Genomic DNA, 16453 nt, shown 5'->3' on the forward strand with positions numbered 1-16453 from the left:
AGAAACAACAGAAAGAAAAAAACTCGCTTTCGGAAAAAAGTGATTGTCATTGCATTCAGCGCAATCATCTTCGGAGGCATGGCTGGAGGAACCTTTTACGGAGTGAATGCACTGCTGAATCATCTGTCAAATCAGACTCTTTATGATACACAGAAAGGCAACGCCACGATCTCCCCTGTTTCCTATTCTTCCGATTCTGTTACGATGAGTCGATCTCTGGATGTATCAGAAATTGCCGCACAAGGTTTACCATCGGTAGTATCCGTAACAAACATCTCTGTCCAGGAAGTGCAAAACTATTTTGGACGGTTTGGGCGCAGCGGGAGAGGGCAAATGCAGCTGCAGGAAACCACCAGCTGCGGCTCGGGTGTAATCGTTTACGCCGACGATACGGATTTGTATATGATAACCAACTGTCACGTGGTGGAAGGCGCCACAACGCTTTCGGTTACCTTTGTGGATGACCAAACCTATGAAGCGGAGCTGTGCGGTTATGATGAACCTATGGACATTGCGATCTTAAAAGTATCCATAGACGCCTTATCCTCTGATACGCTTTCTCAGATTTCGATTGTTGCCATCGGAGATTCGGATACGCTGGTCGTGGGTGAACAGGTTGTTGCAATTGGAAATGCCCTTGGATACGGACAGTCGGTCACCACAGGCATTGTCAGTGCACTGGATCGAACCATCAGTACAGATTCAGAATCTTCTACATACATTCAGACAGATGCCGCCATCAATCCAGGAAACAGCGGCGGTGCTTTGCTGAATATGAACGGAGAGCTGATCGGAATCAACACAGCAAAGGTATCTTCCACAGAGGTTGAGGGCATGGGGTATGCGATCCCCATTTCCCAAGTGCTGGAGCGGATTGACTTTATGATGATCTGAACAAGGAAATAACGAAAAATGGAGGAAAAGAAATGGCATATCAAGCAACCTTTAAACGGTATGAGATCAAATATCTTCTGACGCAGCAGCAGAAAGAGGCGGTTTTACAGGCAATGAAGCCTTACATGAAGCTCGACGGCTATGGACGTACCGTGATTCGGAATATTTATTTCGATACAGGGAATTTTCGATTGATCCGCCGGTCGCTGGAAAAGCCGTCATATAAAGAAAAGCTGCGTATTCGAAGTTATCAAACGGCTGCGGATGACGATTCTGTTTTTGTAGAACTGAAAAAGAAATATAAGTCTGTTGTCTATAAACGCAGGCTTACCCTCCCGGAGGCGCAGGCCATGAACATCTTCCGGTATGACCTGCCACTTCCAGTTCAATCTCAAATTGCAGAGGAAATTGAATATTTCCGTTCTTACTACGCGGATCTGCATCCTGCTGTTTTTCTCTCTTACGAAAGAGAAGCTTTTTATTCTTTGGATGGCGGAGACTTCCGTGTTACCTTTGACGAAAACATCCTTTATCGAGAGTCTGATCTTAGTCTTAGCAGCGAAGTATATGGAATACCGCTGCTCGGAGAAGGACAAACATTAATGGAGATCAAAACCTCGGGCGGGCTTCCGCTTTGGATGAGCCATACCTTAAATCGACTTAAGGTTTTCAAAACATCGTTTTCAAAATACGGGATGGCATACCAGCATATGATGACAAAATCCGAAACGGATGAAGAAAGGAATACTTGCTATGTTTGCTAATTTATTTCAGGGATTGTTTGACACGGATATGACCAGCGTCATTGCTATCAGTGATTTTCTCCTTTGCGTTGGAAGCGCCTTGGTTGTGGGGCTGATCCTGGCAGCATTTTATATGTACCAGACCAGATATACCAAAAGCTTTGTGGCAACGCTCGCTCTGCTTCCTGCAGTGGTCTGTGTGGTTATCATGATGGTGAATGGAAATATAGGAACCGGCGTTGCAGTCGCAGGTGCGTTCAGCCTTGTTCGGTTTCGCTCTGCACCCGGTTCAGCAAAGGAAATTGGCGCAATCTTCCTCGCCATGGGCACCGGATTGATTATCGGGATGGGATATATCGGCTATGCGTTTGTGTGTGCGCTCCTTCTTGGGTTTGTCAGTGCTCTCTATAATCACTTTGATTTCGGTGCGAAAACAAAATCCGCACGATACAAAACCCTTCATATAACCATCCCGGAGGATCTGGATTACACGGACGTTTTTGAAACGGTTCTTAATGAGTATACCGATTCTCATGAACTGACAATGGTAAAAACCACGAATATGGGAAGTTTGTTCCGTCTCACTTACAATCTTACACTGAAAACCGCGTCAAAAGAAAAAGAGTTGATTGACAAACTTCGCTGCCGGAACGGAAATCTTGAAATCTCGATTTCCGCACAAGAAACCATGATTGGAGAATTGTAACAGGAGGTATACAGATGAAAAGAAAAACATTATTTCCGCTGGTGTTAGCGGTTCTGTTGACACTTTCAGCGTGTAGTTCCGCCAACACTGCCCAAACGGAAGGTTCCTCTTCACAGACGGTTCAAACGGGAACGGAAGAATCGGTTTCGTCTGTCAATCCGTCAGATATGTTTACGGATAACGATTTGGAAATTGAGTATGACGAGGAAGCCAGCGCAAAGATCACCCTCTCAGGGGACAGCGCTTCCAGTGATTCGGATGCTGTTCAGATTTCCGACAGCACGGTTACCATCACGGATGAGGGCACCTACATCCTTTCCGGCACATTGCATAATGGCATGATTGTTGTGAACGCAGAGGATACAGACAAGGTGCGGTTGGTTTTGAATGGTGCAGATATTACCAACAGCACTTCAGCGGCTATTTATATTTTGGAAGCGGACAAGGTATTTATCACCACCGCTTCTGGTACGGAAAACACATTGGGTAACGGTGGGGAGTATGTTGCGATTGATGACAATAACATCGACGCAGTTGTTTTCTCCAAATCCGACCTAACGCTGAACGGCGCAGGAACCCTTGCCATTAACGCCTCAGCAGGCCATGGCGTCGTTTCCAAAGATGATTTGGTTCTTACCAGCGGCACCTATGATATTACTGCGGCAAATCACGGCCTCTCCGGTAAAGACAGCGTGAGGATCGCCAGCGGGACATATACGATCACAAGCGGAAAGGACGGTATCCATGCAGAGAACGCAGATGATACCAGCATGGGATTCCTGTATATTGCAGGCGGAACTTTTACAATTATGGCAGATGGTGATGGAATAAGCAGTAGCGCATATCTGCAAATTGAGGATGGCTCCTTTACCATTACGACAGGAGAGGGAAGCGCCAGCGCTGTGATGACCACCGACGCTGTAGATTTTGGACAGCGAGGCGGACTCCAGAATCAAACAACGGATACCTCGACGGAGGATGATTCAATCAGTCAGAAAGGCGTCAAGGCTACAGGTGCAATCACGATTGCAGGCGGAACATTTGTCACCGATACAGTGGATGATTCGCTCCACTCAAACAGTGATATCCTTATCTCACATGGTGTATTTGAACTGAAAAGTGGAGATGACACAATTCATGCAGACGCCACAGTTCATCTTCAAAACGGTGATTTTACCGTAGCTTACTGCTACGAAGGAATTGAGGGTCTATCGGTCACTATTGACGACGGCACCTTTGATATTACCTCCGTAGATGATGGTATCAACGCCGGTGGCGGCATTGACAGCTCCGGATTTGGCGGAGGCCGCCCCCATCACGAGACGTTCTCTGCTTCATCGGACAACTTTATTACGATAAACGGTGGAAATCTTGTCATCGTATCAACAGGTGACTGCATCGATTCTAACGGCGCTTTAACGGTCAACAGCGGAACATTGAACCTCACCTGTAACGGAAGTGGGAACACTGCTCTGGATTGTGATGGAAACTATGCCAATAACGGCGGCGATATAACCACCAACGATGGCTCAGAAAACAATCCTGGCCAAATGGGCGGCAGCAGAGGCGGCCCAAACGGCAAGAGGAATACCGGCAATATGGATGAACAGAATCAGAGAGAAAATCCCGGAGAAAAGGAGCAGAACTCAAGCACATAACGGTTCCGAAGATCCTATCCAGTATTATCTGCCGGACAGGATCTTCATCCATCAGAACGTATACAGGAGGACAGGGTAAATGAAATCAGAACTGATTGCAGAGGAAAGTGCCGGTCTGTCTCTGTCCCAGTTGGCGGAATTTATGAAATGTCTCGGTGTTGTAACCGCCTACAATCTGGATGGTGGAGGATCTTCTACCATGTATTTCAATGGTGAAATTATCAATAATCCGACAACCAACGGACGAAGCATTAAAGAAAGGAGCGTGAGTGATATTGTCTACATTGGATATTAACCGGATGAACAAAACTGCGCTTTATTATCTGTTCATTTCCCTATTCTGTATCCTGTTTGGCGCAGTCTATGAGCTTTTCAGCCATGAAGTGTATTCTTATTTTATGCTGTATGCATTTGTGATTCCCTTAGGTGGCGGTGCGCTCCCTTTTTTTACAATGGCCTTTTCCGGAGCGCCTATACCGAACAGAGTTTCTCTGAATTTGTATCATTCCGGCATCGCTGCTTTGACGATCGGATGTCTGTTTCAAGGCGCGCTGGAGATTTATGGAACGACAAATCGCCTTGTATCGGTTTATTGGGTACTTGGGATATTGTTTCCGGCGATGGCCGCTTTGACAGGTCACTTGTTCCAGCGGAGATGTAGATGCAGGAAAAAGGAGCGTGACGATCTTGACTTGTGAAGAATACTATGGATACCAATTTGATTCTCTCAAGCGGATAGAACAGCTTTTACTGGATACGATTCGTGAATATCCTACGCAGGATTATCCAAATGGGACAGAGCCAATTTTATATTGCAAAACCCGGATAAAGAAGCCGGAAAGCATGATGCGGAAACTGGAGCAGCATGGGTTCCCAACGAATGGGGAATCTGCACTTTCCAATATGCGTGATGCTGTAGGAATGCGCATTGTATGTTCCTTTTTAGATGATGTCTATAGAATAGCCGGTTGGTTGGAGGCGCGTTCTGAATTTGAGATCCTTGAAACAAAAGACTACATCACATTTCCAAAGCCCAATGGCTACCGGAGTCTTCATTTAATTTTGGCCATTTCAACATCAGACGGTCAAAAACTTACAGCAGAGGTGCAGCTGCGGACGATTGCCATTGATTTCTGGGCGGCTTTAGAGCACCAGCTAAAGTATAAAAAAGATATTGAACATGAAAAAACCATACGCAGAGAATTAAAGCGCTGTGCAGATGAAATTGCTTCCGTTGACGTTTCAATGCAAACTTTACGAGATTTGATTCTGCAAAATCAATGGAGTTAGAAAGTGGCCGATTTGGAAGGTACCAAAGAGTTGATTTCCCCATTCGCATAGGGTACAAGGATGGAGATAGAAAAGGTGCTCCGGAGAAGGGGGAAGTATTGACAAAATATGATTCTCAGTTCCTTCGACTTTATTCATAAGTAGCGTTCTTACAGAATCAGGATGTATCTAAATTTTCAAGGGAAAACTCTACAAGAATCTTCTTTGAGTCGATTTTCTTATTGGAAAGCAAAACAACCGTTTCGAGGTATATTCCCCACAATTCAAGATATAAAGAGAAAACCCCGTCTGACTTTCTGTTTGAAATCAGACGGGATTTGTTCGTATGCACCCCGGAAATCGTCAGCTAATAGTTGATAAGTAAATTAGTTCCTTATCACTGTTAAGCCAAGGTGCGTATTCTCTTGATTATACGGATATATTATGACAAAATATGATTTATCATAGATTATCGTAAAATAGGAGGTGCATGATGGAATATATTACACGAGAACTGGAACGGAAGTTTCTAAAACTCAATGATTTTTTCAAGGTGATCCTTGTGACCGGTGCAAGACAGGTGGGAAAAACCACCATGCTGAAGCACTTAGCCGACAGCGACAGAACCTATGTTACGATGGACAATGCGATGGCAAGAGAATTGGCGGAGAGCGACCCGGTGCTGTTCTTCCAGACCTATAAGCCGCCGATTCTCATTGATGAAGTACAGAAAGCCCCGGAGCTTTTTGAGCAGATCAAGGTGATTTGCGATGAAAGCGATGAAAAAGGCCTTATTTGGCTGACCGGTTCCCAACAGTACAAAATGATGGAGCGAGTGCATGAAACACTTGCCGGAAGAATCGGGATATTGGAGCTGTATAGCCTTTCCGCAAGAGAAAAAGCCGGAATGGTCTTTGATACCGATTTGGATTTTTCACTTGCTGCCCTGCAGGCAAGACAGCGTAAACTTCCCAAAAATGACGTGCTTCAAGTGTTCAATCACATTTGGGAGGGCGGTATGCCGCAGGTGCAGGGCGTGGATAACGAGCTGCGGCAGGAATATTTCAACTCGTATATTGACACTTATCTGATGCGGGACGTGGCTGAGGCAGGATGTATTACAGATACTGTGCGGTTTTGCAAGTTCCTTGTGGGGTGTGCTTCCCTTGTATCGGAACAGGTCAATTACGCAACGCTGGCTGAATCTGCCGGTATTGCACCGAGTACCGCAAAGGAATGGCTGAAAGTGCTGGTAGGGCTTCACATTGTCTATCTGCTTGCACCGTATTCCAACAATGAATTGAAGCGGCTCAGCAAAACCCCGAAGCTGTATTTCTGCGATACCGGATTGTGTGCGTATCTCTCTATGTGGCTGACGCCGGATACGCTGCGTAATGGTGCTGCAAGCGGTCATTACTACGAGAACTATGTTGTGATGGAGCTTGTTAAGAATTATGCTTATGCAAAATCTAAAGTGAACCTCACCTATTTTCGGGACTCCAATGCCAAAGAGATTGATGTGTTTGTGGAAGAAAATAATGTTATTCATCCGTTGGAGATTAAAAAGAGTGCCTCACCTGACCGCCGTGAGGTCAAAAAATACAGCGTAATCGACAAGGCATCTTTGAACCGTGGAAATGGCGGAATTATTTGTATGTGCGAGGAGCCGATCCCGATTGATACAGATAACTGCTTTATCCCCAGCAATCTCATCTAAGGAACGGTATGAACGCAGAAATCGGTGAAAGTCGGCGATTCTGATAAATGGCAATATGAACAGTATTACATGATTTTAATCGAAAATTTATACGAAATGGATCGTACTTTTCGCCATACAACACAAAAGACCGCGAAGCACTCGGACAAGCGGATGCGTTACGGTCTTTATTTTATGATATTCTCCTGTTCAGGTCTGATGTTCTTCAGAAAATCTGAGTGTAGGACCTGCGGCCTGGCCAATTCTGCATTAATAAAAGAAGGAAACGTTCCACCCCAGGAGCAGTGCGCCCCACTCGACGCGGATAGTGTTTTTCAGTCTTATACCTGATCGATTTATGAAATTCACGAATTTCCAAAAATGAAATAAAAAGCACAAAATACCGCAGAGATCCCCAGGAGAATGCCGTGCCACAGGCCGGACCGTTTCCATGCTTTCTCCTCCTCTGGGCTTAAGACCCCGGTTCCCCATTCGCCTTTAAATATACGCTGCCGCTTATGCTTTGAAACATACCAGCATAACCAGACCGCATATCCGGCCGCTGCCAGCAAAAGGGTGATCAGGACAGCTCGGAGAAACGCTGTTATGGGGCAGATCACAGCCAGGAGGCCGGTGAAAAGGAGAAGAAGGATCGGGATATCTGCCGCAACGTATGCAAATTTCCCAAACAGGTCGCGGTACAGGACCTTTGCCTGCTGTGCCTGTTTTATATCTTTGTCATAGGCTTCCTGGGACAATCCCGCGGCCAGACACTTGACGGACAGGTATCCAATGAACAGGATCCAGAACAGATCCGCGATCCCATCAAAGGTCACTATTTTCAGAACGACAAACGCACAGCCAAGCAGAGATACAAGCAGGTTTTTCGGACTGACTAATTTCATGGAAGCACCTCCTCATAACTTCATATTCCGGTTTTGCTTAGGCGATGGTCTTATAAAGGTGAAGCGATCATTGGGGTTTTATCTGAAGAATACCATCCGAGAGCACCAGCTCGCCGGACTCAATGAGCGCATCCTCCTGATAAGCCCTTTTTTCAGCAATAAGAGAATCCTCCTGTACAGTAAGGACATAATCAAAATTCCCCCGGTCCGAAAGATCATAACCGGTGCCTTCCGCATAGTCATAGACCAGGATCTGGTCGTTGACGATTCCTGAGCCAATACTCAGGGTGGAGCAAAGCTCTGGTTTGCCGTCTCCGGTGAGATCACAGAAATAAACGCTCCAGATGGGCATTCCATTATAGAGAGGGGTAATTTCGCTTCCCTTCACAGCTTCCAGCTGCTCTGCGCTCCAGCGAAAGGTGGTTTCTGGAAATTCCTCCAGATCATACTCTCTGACATCATCCCAGACCATTTCGTCTCCATGGAGACAGTCAAACCATTTGACTGGCCGGCCCGGCTCTGGAGCTTTGCTGCTTTCAGATGCGGATATTTCTTCATGGCTTATCACCACCTCCCCGTCCTCATCCAGACGGTAGATCTGGAACACGATCCCGATTTCCGGAACTTCTCCTTTTTTAAAGGAATCCGGATTAAAGAGGACACGGATCCCATCGCCGGGAGCCAGACCTTCGGGGATGGATACGCTGTCATAGCCGGTCAGGTCAAGGATCAGGGTCTCTGCCTCCAGCACGCCCCTGGGGGCATGGGAGTCCCCGGCCTTTATGGACCGGACCGTGATGGACGTTTCATCTGCGGAAATCACCTCAGCGTTCATATAAGAGTCCCTGACCTCGCAGGCGGTGAGAAAAACAGCCAGGAAAAGCGGCAGCAGGTATATTGAGATCGTAAATCGGTCATTTCTTCCTTTCATAGAGTTCCACCTCCTGTTTATCTTAGAGGCGTCTGGCTAAAAGAAACGGTAATACAAAAGACCCGGTCATATCCATAGCCTTCTGCCCTGGACGGGTCGTGGAAAAAGTCCAGGTCCAGGGTCTCTATGGTGCCTCCGGAATCCAGGATCTGGAGGATCACAGGAATCTCTTCTTCCGGGATAATATCCGCAGGCTGCTCCAGCTGTCTGGTAACACAGGCGGACGGGGCGGAGGACTCTTCGGCGCTTTCAAACGGCTCCCATTGGCTCACGCTGTTTTTTTCATCGATCTGTATGCCGGTCCGGATCCCATCGGGGATATTTTCAAATCCGAGAAACAAAAGCCCCTGGCTGCCGGACAGGGGAGTGCTGTTGGATGTGAACCGGTCCCATTGTCCGTTTTTCAGCTCATACGTGGTGACCGTAACCTGCCGGATGGTCTCATCCACGGTGAAGTCAAATAAACGGGACGAACCTACGGGAGCCAGCAGGTCTGCCAGCGCTTTTTCCTTGTGGGAAAGCTCGGCTTTTGTGAGTTTCATGGATCCTGCCGTCTCCTGTTTCCCGCAGGCGGAAAGAAGGACCGCCGACAGTATGAGGAGAGAAATGGTCATGATATGGAATATACGGTTTTTAAGCTTCATAGGCCCCTCCTTTTCTGTTTTCGTTTCGTGTCTGGTATCTTCTTATTTCCAGTGAGATCAAGCGGACCTCAGAGCGGTTTTTAAGGATTTCTTTGATTTCATTATACCAGAAGGGCAAAAGAAAAGTCTGACATTTTTCTTACACCTGTTTTAATTTTCTTCTGTTTCTGCTATAATCCGTAGAAAACAGCCGCAGGAGGTGGAAGAGAATATGAAATTCATAAAAAAATCTCCAGTGACCCTGGAGCTGGAGAAGATCGAAAAGGAAGAGAAACGGCTGGAGCAAAGGGCTTTGTCCCGTACAGAGCCCGGCTGGAAGGAGGCGCTGACGGCCAGGATCCCTACAAAGATGTCGGAAAACCTTCAGAAGGCGTTCTGCATGGCCTTCCGGACGATTTTTGAAAAGGGGAATCCTCTGATCGAAAAGACCTACCGGAGGGACGAACTGGAAAAGGATTTTAAGGTCCGGGATTTTTCCCTGGATTTAAAGGAAAGCCGGAAGGAGTACAAAAAGCTCCGGACCGAGGCTGCCAGAAGAAATTTGAAAAACCAGGCTGTCAGCGCGGCGGAGGGCCTGGGGCTGGGGCTTTTAGGCGTGGGCCTGCCGGACATCGCCATATTTACGGCCATGCTTTTAAGGGGCGTTTATGAGACGGCGCTGTATTTTGGATTTTCCTATGATACGCCGGAGGAACGGTTTTTTATCTTATGTCTCCTGGAGGCTTCTGTCAGCCGGGGGGAGCAGTGGGCCGAGAACAACGCACGGGTGGACAGGCTGATCTATACGCTGGTCCAGAAGAAAGAACTGAACGTATCCGAAGAGGATCTGGAGGCACAGATCCAGGCGGTGGGAAACGCCTTTGCCATAGACATGCTGGCCGCCAAATTTATCCAGGGCCTTCCGGTGGTGGGAGCCTTCGGCGGCCTTTCCAATCCGGTCTGCTGGAAGCAGGTCATGACCTATGTGCAGTTAAAATATAGGAAGCGGTATATCATGGGCAAAACTGGTTGACTACCTTTTCCATTTGCCTTATAATGATTTTATCTATGTGAAAGCGAGGCATGGTTGAAAATGATAAAAAGCATGACCGGTTTCGGCCGGTGCGAGGCTGTGACGGATGAATGTAAGATATCTGTTGAGATCAAGGCAGTGAACCACCGCTATCTGGACCTGAGCATCAAAATGCCCAAGAAATTCAACTATTTCGAGGCGGCGATGCGGACCCTCTTAAAGGATTATATCCAGAGGGGCAAGGTCGATGTGTTTATTACCTACGAGGATTATACGGAGGACCAGGTTTCCTTAAAATATAACAGCACACTGGCCGCCGAATATATGAAAAACTTTGAAAAGATGGCAGAGCAGTTCGGTCTGGAGGACGATGTGACCGTTTCCATGCTCTCCCGGTGCCCGGAGGTCCTTACCATGGAGCAGGTGCCGGAGGATGAGGAGCACATGTGGGCCATGCTTCAGGAGGTCCTGAAGGGAGCCGCTGAAAACTTTGTGGAGACAAGGCTCAGAGAGGGAGAGAACCTGAAGAACGACCTGATCGGAAAGCTGGACCATATGCTGTCTATGGTGGACTTTATCGAGGAGCGTTCCCCGAAGATCCTGGAGGAATACCGGCAGCGGCTGGGAGACAAGGTACGGGAGCTTCTCCAGAACTCCACCATCGACGAGTCCAGGATCCTCACAGAGGTGACGGTCTTTGCAGATAAGATCTGTGTGGACGAGGAGACGGTCCGCTTAAGGAGCCATATCGAGGGAATGAAGAAGGAACTTCTGGCCGGCGGCAGTGTGGGAAGGAAGCTGGATTTCATTGCCCAGGAGATGAACCGGGAATCCAATACGATCCTGTCCAAATCCAATGACCTGGAGATCTCGGACCAGGGGATCCTTTTAAAGACAGAGATCGAAAAAGTAAGAGAGCAGATTCAGAACATTGAATAATACTGGAGTGATGACTATGAAACGACAAGGGATGCTGGCCGTTGTCTCGGGCTTTTCCGGGGCAGGCAAGGGAACGGTCATGAAGGCGTTGTTGGAGAAATACGATAATTATGCGCTTTCCATTTCTGCCACCACGAGAGCGCCCCGTCCCGGAGAGCAGGACGGACGGGAATATTTCTTTATGACCGACGGGCAGTTTGAGGAGCTGATCCAGAACGACCGCCTCATCGAGCACGCCCGGTATGTGAACCATTATTACGGGACTCCCAGATCCTATGTGGAATCCAAAATGGCCGAGGGGAAGGACGTGATCCTTGAGATCGAGATCCAGGGTGCGCTGAATGTGAAAAGGCAGTACCCGGACGCCATCCTGATCTTCGTGGTGCCGCCCACAGCCGCAGAGCTGAAGCGGAGGCTGGTGAGCCGCGGAACAGAGACGGAGGAAGTGATCGCCAGCCGTTTAAAACGGGCTCTGGAGGAATCCGAGGAAATGGAGTCCTATGATTACATCCTGGTGAACGACACCGTGGACCAGTGCGTGGAGGAGCTCCACCATCTGATCCAGTCCCAGCACTTAAAGGCCGGAAACAGCAGAACGCTGATGGACCGGATAAAAACAGAGCTGCATGAACTGGCGGAAAGCCTCTGATCCATGGCGGATCCGGGCCTCAGCCGGTAATATATAGAAGCAGGGAGCAGCTGCCGGAGGAAAAGGCGGCTGTTAAAGAACGCAGAATGCGAAAGGAGACCTTTTATGTTACATCCATCTTATACAGACCTGATCGAGGCAGTAAACAGCGGCGTGGAGCCGGGTGAGCAGCCGGTGGTCCAGAGCCGTTATTCCATCGTGATCGCGGCAGCCAAGCGCGCCAGACAGCTGATCGCCGGAGCCGATCCCTTAGTGGCCGGAGCAGCGAGAAAGAAGCCGCTTTCCACAGCCGTACAGGAATTATACGAGCAGAAGGTGACGATCCTTCCCGAAGAGGAGGAGCTGCCGGAGGAGGCTTCTCTGACAGAGAACGATGAAGCAGAGTGCGGTGCCAAAGACGCCGCAGAAGAGGCTGAAAAGGAAGAATAAGAGGAACAAAGGGGGGAGAACAGCTCTAGGGATTTACTGCTGGCTTCCCCTTTTTTTCAAAAGAAAGGAAAAACTGGAATGAATCTGCTTTTCATATCACTGGGCTGTGATAAAAACCTGGTGGATACGGAAAAAATGCTCGGGATCCTGGGCGGAGAGGGATACAGCTTTGTGGACGATGAATCGGATGCCGATGTGATCGTCGTCAACACCTGCTGCTTCATCGGGGATGCCAAGGAAGAGAGCGTCAACACCATCCTGGAGATGGCAGAGCTTAAAAAGAGCGGCCGTCTGAAGGCCCTGATCGTCACCGGCTGTCTGGCGGAGCGGTATAAAAACGAGATTACCGAGGAGATCCCGGAGGTGGATGCCGTTTTAGGCACCACATCCTATGAGGAGATCGCCGGAGCCATAAGAGAGGCTTTAAAGGGTGAAAAAACACTGGTATTTAAGGACATCGACGCACCGGTGGGCAAGGAAACGAAGCGGCTGGTGACCACCGGCGGCCACTACGCATTTTTAAAGATCGCTGAGGGCTGCGATAAGCGGTGCACCTACTGCATCATTCCTTATTTAAGGGGAAGATACAGGAGCGTTCCCATGGAGCAGCTGGAAAAGGAGGCCAGGGAGCTGGCGGACCAGGGGGTAAAGGAGCTGATCCTGGTGGCCCAGGAGACCACCCTTTACGGAAAGGACCTGTACGGGGAAAAGAAGCTTCCGGAGCTTTTAAGACGGCTTTCTTCGATTCCGGGGATCCAGTGGATCCGTCTCCAGTACTGTTATCCCGAGGAGATCACCGACGAGCTGATCGAGACCATAAAGAATGAAGAGAAGGTCTGCCACTATCTGGATATTCCTATCCAGCACGCCAGTGACGCCATACTAAAGCGTATGGGACGGCGAACCAGCAATAAGGAGATCCGGGAGCTGGTGGCAAAGCTCCGCCGGGAGATCCCGGATATCGCTCTGCGAACCACCTTTATTTCCGGCTTCCCGGGGGAGACGGAGGAGGACCATGAGATCCTCATGGAGTTTGTGGACGATATGGAGTTTGACCGCCTGGGCGTCTTCGCTTACTCTCCGGAGGAGGATACCCCAGCCTATTCCTTTAAGGACCAGGTACCCGATGAGGTGAAGGAGGAGCGGAGGGCGGAGATCATGGAGCTTCAGCAGGACATTGCTTTTGAAAAGTCCGAGTCCATGAAAGGAAGCGTTCTGGAAGTGATGATCGAGGGAAAGGTGGCCGACGAAAACGCCTATGTGGGCCGCACCTATATGGACAGCCCAGGCGTGGACGGGCTGATCTTTGTGAACACAGGGCTTTCCCTGATGTCCGGGGACTTTGTACGGGTCCGGGTCACAGGCGCTCTGGAATATGATCTGATTGGGGAGGTTGAAGATGAATTTACCGAATAAACTGACGATCCTGCGGGTGATCATGATCCCGTTCTTTGTGCTGACCCTTTTATATGACGGCGGCGAAAACCAGACCCTGCGGTATGTGGCCGCAGCGATCTTCATCATTGCCAGCCTGACCGATATGCTGGACGGAAAGATCGCAAGGAAATACAATCTGGTGACCAACTTTGGAAAATTTATGGACCCTCTGGCCGATAAGCTGCTGGTATGCTCGGCCCTGATCTGCCTGGTGGAGCTTAAGGAGCTCCCGGCCTGGATGGTAATTGTGATCATCAGCCGGGAATTCATCATCAGCGGCTTCCGTCTGGTGGCCTCTGACAACGGGGTGGTCATCGCCGCCAGCTACTGGGGAAAGTTTAAGACCACCTTCCAGATGATCGCAGTGGTCCTTCTGATCGTTGGGATCCCGGCCCTGTCCATGGTGACAACGGCCGTGGTATGGATCGCCCTGGTCCTGACTGTGATCTCTCTGGTGGATTATATCACAAAAAACGTGAATGTTCTGAAAGAAGGGAAAATGTAATGATCAGAACAGAAAAGGGCTATGGACAGATCTTTAAGATCTATGGGGTCAGCGAGACCGAAGTAAAAGACGCCTTAAAGGAGATCCTGAACCAGGGAAGCGCCGTCCCGGTCTATACAAGGCGGCGGGGCAAGGAGGTCCATGTGCTGGCAGAAACGGCGGAGACTGATGAAGAACGGGCAAAGGAGCTTTTAAGGCCCGTATCCCGTTCCATAAAAAAAGCCCTGGGAGATATGTACTATACCACCAGGGAAAACGAGACCATGGAGGAAGCCGTGGTCCGTCTCCTGGTGAAAAACAAGCTGACAGTGACCACAGTGGAATCCTGCACCGGTGGTATGATCGCGTCGAAGATCGTCAATGTGGCCGGAGCCTCAGAGGTCTTTAACCAGGGCTTTGTCACCTACTCCAATAAGGCCAAGAGGAAAATGGTGGGAGTGGGGAAAAACACGCTGAAAAAATACGGGGCTGTAAGTGAGCCCACGGCCAGGGAAATGGCGGCCGGAGGAGCAGAGGAGGCCGATGCGGAGGCCGCTGTGGCAGTGACCGGGATCGCAGGCCCAGACGGCGGCACCGATGAAAAGCCCGTGGGCCTGGTCTATATTGCCTGCTGTCTGAACGGCGACGTGACAGTGGAGGAGTGCCATTTCCACGGCTCCAGAACAGAAATACGGGAACAGTCAGCCATGGAGGCCCTGGATCTTCTGCGGCGCTGTATCCTGAAAAACTGCGGCTAGGATGCGGTTTTATGAACGGCTGTATGTGGGGGATGAGGCGAAGAAACGGCGGTATTCCATCATCCAGGCAGTGAGAGAAGGGAAAAAAACAGGATACTGGATCCTGACCCTTCCCTCCAATGGGAAAAACCTTCTGGATCTTTATCCGGCCATGGCCCTGGCGCAGCCATATTATAAGGAAAAAGATATGCTGATCCTGGGGATCGCCGCCGACCACGACGATGCGGTCCGGCTTTCTGCCAGGATCGTCAACCAGGTATACCAGAAGACCGGAGGCTTTGACGTTGCCGGTTTTCTCCTGGGAAATCTGAAAGAGTAGGGGAGTCTGGAATGCTCCATGTGTTATTATTCATACTGAAGATCCTGGAGATCATCCTGCTTGCAGTCCTGGGGATCATCCTGGCGGGTGTCCTTCTGGCCCTCTTTGTTCCGGTGCGGTACCGGGCGGATGGAAGCTTTTATAAGATCTCCAGAGGCGAGGCCTGTATTTCCTGGCTGTTCCGTGCCTTCCGGGTCACGGCCTCCTGGGAGGAGAAGCTGGTGGTGACGGTGAAGGTCTTATGGCTCCAGCCGTTCCAGGAGACCCTCTGGGAAAGGGAGCCGGAGACGGAGGATACGGGAAATGAGGATCCCTGGGCAGGGATGGACGACTGCTTTCCGCCATACGGGCCGGAGGGGGAGATGTCTGGGGCCGGCGGTTCCCAGGAGGATCCGGTCATCGGTCCGGGGGCCGGACAGGAGGAAGCCGGCATACCTGTGGACCAGGAGCCGGAAATGGTCCATATGGCCGAGCTTCTGGGAGCAGGGGAGGAGAGTCCCAATCGTCTGCCGCAGCAGACCGGGATGGAGGAAGCAGAAAAACGCCCGTCCCGCCTGGATCGGTTAAAAAACACGGCGGTGCGTATGAGAGAGCGGTTCCACTCTGCAAAGATGAAATACCGGAAGCTTAAGAGGACCCTCACGGATGAGGAAAATAAAAAGACCTTCCGGCTGGTACGGCGGCAGATCGTCCGGCTGATCCGCCATCTGCTTCCACAGACCCTTAAGGGAACCTTGCGGTTCGGGTTTGAGGATCCCAGCTATACGGGCCAGGTACTGGCGGCAGTCAGTCCCTTTTACGGCGTTTACGCCAGGAGCTTCACGCTGATCCCGGAGTTTGAGGAAAAGATCCTGGAGGGAGAGGTCCATATCCGGGGGCGGATCCGCGCAGCCACAGTCCTGTGGACCGCCGGCCGTGTATTCTTAAACAAAAATTTCCGCAGGCTGCTGCGGGGAAGAGGCAGGAGAAAGGAGTAAGAA

Annotated in this window: 19 protein-coding genes and 1 pseudogene; 17 read left to right on the forward strand and 3 right to left on the reverse strand. The window is 49.8% G+C overall.

The window, feature by feature from the left end; genetic code table 11:
• Window positions 1-333 precede the first annotated feature (333 nt).
• The 8 genes and pseudogenes from ACI6NM_RS02230 to ACI6NM_RS02265 all read left to right on the forward strand — a co-directional run bounded on the left by ACI6NM_RS02230 (window position 334) and on the right by ACI6NM_RS02265 (window position 6987).
• A complete protein-coding gene (locus tag ACI6NM_RS02230) occupies window positions 334-894 on the forward strand; it encodes a trypsin-like peptidase domain-containing protein (RefSeq protein ID WP_438501019.1) in 561 nt (186 codons plus the stop codon).
• 32 nt (window positions 895-926) lie between these two features.
• Window positions 927-1658: a polyphosphate polymerase domain-containing protein gene (locus ACI6NM_RS02235; protein WP_262426640.1), complete on the forward strand. Its 732-nt coding sequence runs from the start codon at window positions 927-929 to the stop codon at window positions 1656-1658.
• Window positions 1648-2343 (forward strand): DUF4956 domain-containing protein, encoded by a 696-nt coding sequence (locus ACI6NM_RS02240; protein ID WP_262426641.1) that lies wholly within the window; start codon window positions 1648-1650, stop codon window positions 2341-2343. Before ACI6NM_RS02235 ends, ACI6NM_RS02240 begins: the two co-directional genes overlap by 11 nt.
• A gap of 14 nt (window positions 2344-2357) precedes the next feature.
• Entirely contained in the window at window positions 2358-4001 is a 1644-nt protein-coding gene (locus tag ACI6NM_RS02245) for a carbohydrate-binding domain-containing protein (RefSeq protein ID WP_262426642.1), read from the forward strand.
• 103 nt (window positions 4002-4104) lie between these two features.
• Window positions 4105-4296, forward strand: a pseudogene (locus ACI6NM_RS02250) (phosphodiester glycosidase family protein); the annotation flags it as partial.
• Between the two features lie 4 nt (window positions 4297-4300).
• Complete coding sequence (locus tag ACI6NM_RS02255) at window positions 4301-4699, forward strand: hypothetical protein (RefSeq protein WP_262426643.1); 399 nt, start codon at window positions 4301-4303, stop codon at window positions 4697-4699.
• Entirely contained in the window at window positions 4689-5291 is a 603-nt protein-coding gene (locus tag ACI6NM_RS02260) for a GTP pyrophosphokinase (RefSeq protein ID WP_262426644.1), read from the forward strand. The genes ACI6NM_RS02255 and ACI6NM_RS02260 overlap by 11 nt, the downstream gene beginning before the upstream one ends.
• Before the next feature lie 469 nt (window positions 5292-5760).
• Window positions 5761-6987 carry an ATP-binding protein gene (locus ACI6NM_RS02265; protein ID WP_262426645.1) on the forward strand — a complete coding sequence of 409 codons (1227 nt, stop codon included), beginning with the start codon at window positions 5761-5763 and terminating at the stop codon, window positions 6985-6987.
• 344 nt (window positions 6988-7331) lie between these two features.
• Here the strand turns inward: ACI6NM_RS02265 and ACI6NM_RS02270 are convergent, their stop codons facing one another.
• The 3 genes from ACI6NM_RS02270 to ACI6NM_RS02280 all read right to left on the reverse strand — a co-directional run bounded on the left by ACI6NM_RS02270 (window position 7332) and on the right by ACI6NM_RS02280 (window position 9446).
• Complete coding sequence (locus ACI6NM_RS02270) at window positions 7332-7871, reverse strand: hypothetical protein (RefSeq protein WP_262426646.1); 540 nt, start codon at window positions 7869-7871, stop codon at window positions 7332-7334.
• Window positions 7872-7938: 67 nt separating this feature from the next.
• Window positions 7939-8802 carry a hypothetical protein gene (locus ACI6NM_RS02275; RefSeq protein ID WP_158357089.1) on the reverse strand — a complete coding sequence of 288 codons (864 nt, stop codon included), beginning with the start codon at window positions 8800-8802 and terminating at the stop codon, window positions 7939-7941.
• Between the two features lie 17 nt (window positions 8803-8819).
• Window positions 8820-9446, reverse strand: coding sequence for a hypothetical protein (locus ACI6NM_RS02280; protein WP_262426647.1), 627 nt, complete (start codon window positions 9444-9446; stop codon window positions 8820-8822).
• Window positions 9447-9657: 211 nt separating this feature from the next.
• Here ACI6NM_RS02280 and ACI6NM_RS02285 point away from each other — a divergent pair, with 211 nt between their 5' ends.
• From ACI6NM_RS02285 to ACI6NM_RS02325, 9 genes are all read left to right on the forward strand, one after another.
• The gene (locus ACI6NM_RS02285) at window positions 9658-10458 is read left to right on the forward strand and encodes an EcsC family protein (protein ID WP_262426648.1); all 801 of its coding nucleotides are present in this window, start codon (window positions 9658-9660) and stop codon (window positions 10456-10458) included.
• A gap of 60 nt (window positions 10459-10518) precedes the next feature.
• Window positions 10519-11397: a YicC/YloC family endoribonuclease gene (locus tag ACI6NM_RS02290; protein WP_022272620.1), complete on the forward strand. Its 879-nt coding sequence runs from the start codon at window positions 10519-10521 to the stop codon at window positions 11395-11397.
• Window positions 11398-11413: 16 nt separating this feature from the next.
• Window positions 11414-12046 (forward strand): guanylate kinase, encoded by a 633-nt coding sequence (gene gmk / locus ACI6NM_RS02295; RefSeq protein WP_022272621.1) that lies wholly within the window; start codon window positions 11414-11416, stop codon window positions 12044-12046.
• A gap of 105 nt (window positions 12047-12151) precedes the next feature.
• Window positions 12152-12475: a DNA-directed RNA polymerase subunit omega gene (rpoZ, locus tag ACI6NM_RS02300; protein WP_022272622.1), complete on the forward strand. Its 324-nt coding sequence runs from the start codon at window positions 12152-12154 to the stop codon at window positions 12473-12475.
• Between the two features lie 78 nt (window positions 12476-12553).
• The gene (gene rimO / locus ACI6NM_RS02305; RefSeq protein ID WP_215653008.1) at window positions 12554-13891 is read left to right on the forward strand and encodes a 30S ribosomal protein S12 methylthiotransferase RimO; all 1338 of its coding nucleotides are present in this window, start codon (window positions 12554-12556) and stop codon (window positions 13889-13891) included.
• The gene (gene pgsA, locus ACI6NM_RS02310) at window positions 13875-14417 is read left to right on the forward strand and encodes a CDP-diacylglycerol--glycerol-3-phosphate 3-phosphatidyltransferase (protein ID WP_022272624.1); all 543 of its coding nucleotides are present in this window, start codon (window positions 13875-13877) and stop codon (window positions 14415-14417) included. Before rimO ends, pgsA begins: the two co-directional genes overlap by 17 nt.
• Entirely contained in the window at window positions 14417-15154 is a 738-nt protein-coding gene (locus ACI6NM_RS02315; RefSeq protein WP_262426649.1) for a nicotinamide-nucleotide amidohydrolase family protein, read from the forward strand. The genes pgsA and ACI6NM_RS02315 overlap by 1 nt, the downstream gene beginning before the upstream one ends.
• Window position 15155: 1 nt before the next feature.
• A complete protein-coding gene (locus ACI6NM_RS02320; RefSeq protein WP_158357095.1) occupies window positions 15156-15473 on the forward strand; it encodes a hypothetical protein in 318 nt (105 codons plus the stop codon).
• An 11-nt stretch (window positions 15474-15484) separates the two neighbouring features.
• Window positions 15485-16450 carry a DUF2953 domain-containing protein gene (locus ACI6NM_RS02325; protein ID WP_262426650.1) on the forward strand — a complete coding sequence of 322 codons (966 nt, stop codon included), beginning with the start codon at window positions 15485-15487 and terminating at the stop codon, window positions 16448-16450.
• Window positions 16451-16453: the final 3 nt, after the last annotated feature.

The organism is Pilosibacter sp. YYHA0881 (genome assembly GCF_051602715.1).
GTDB classification, from domain to species: Bacteria; Bacillota; Clostridia; order Lachnospirales; family Lachnospiraceae; genus Alitiscatomonas; species Alitiscatomonas aceti.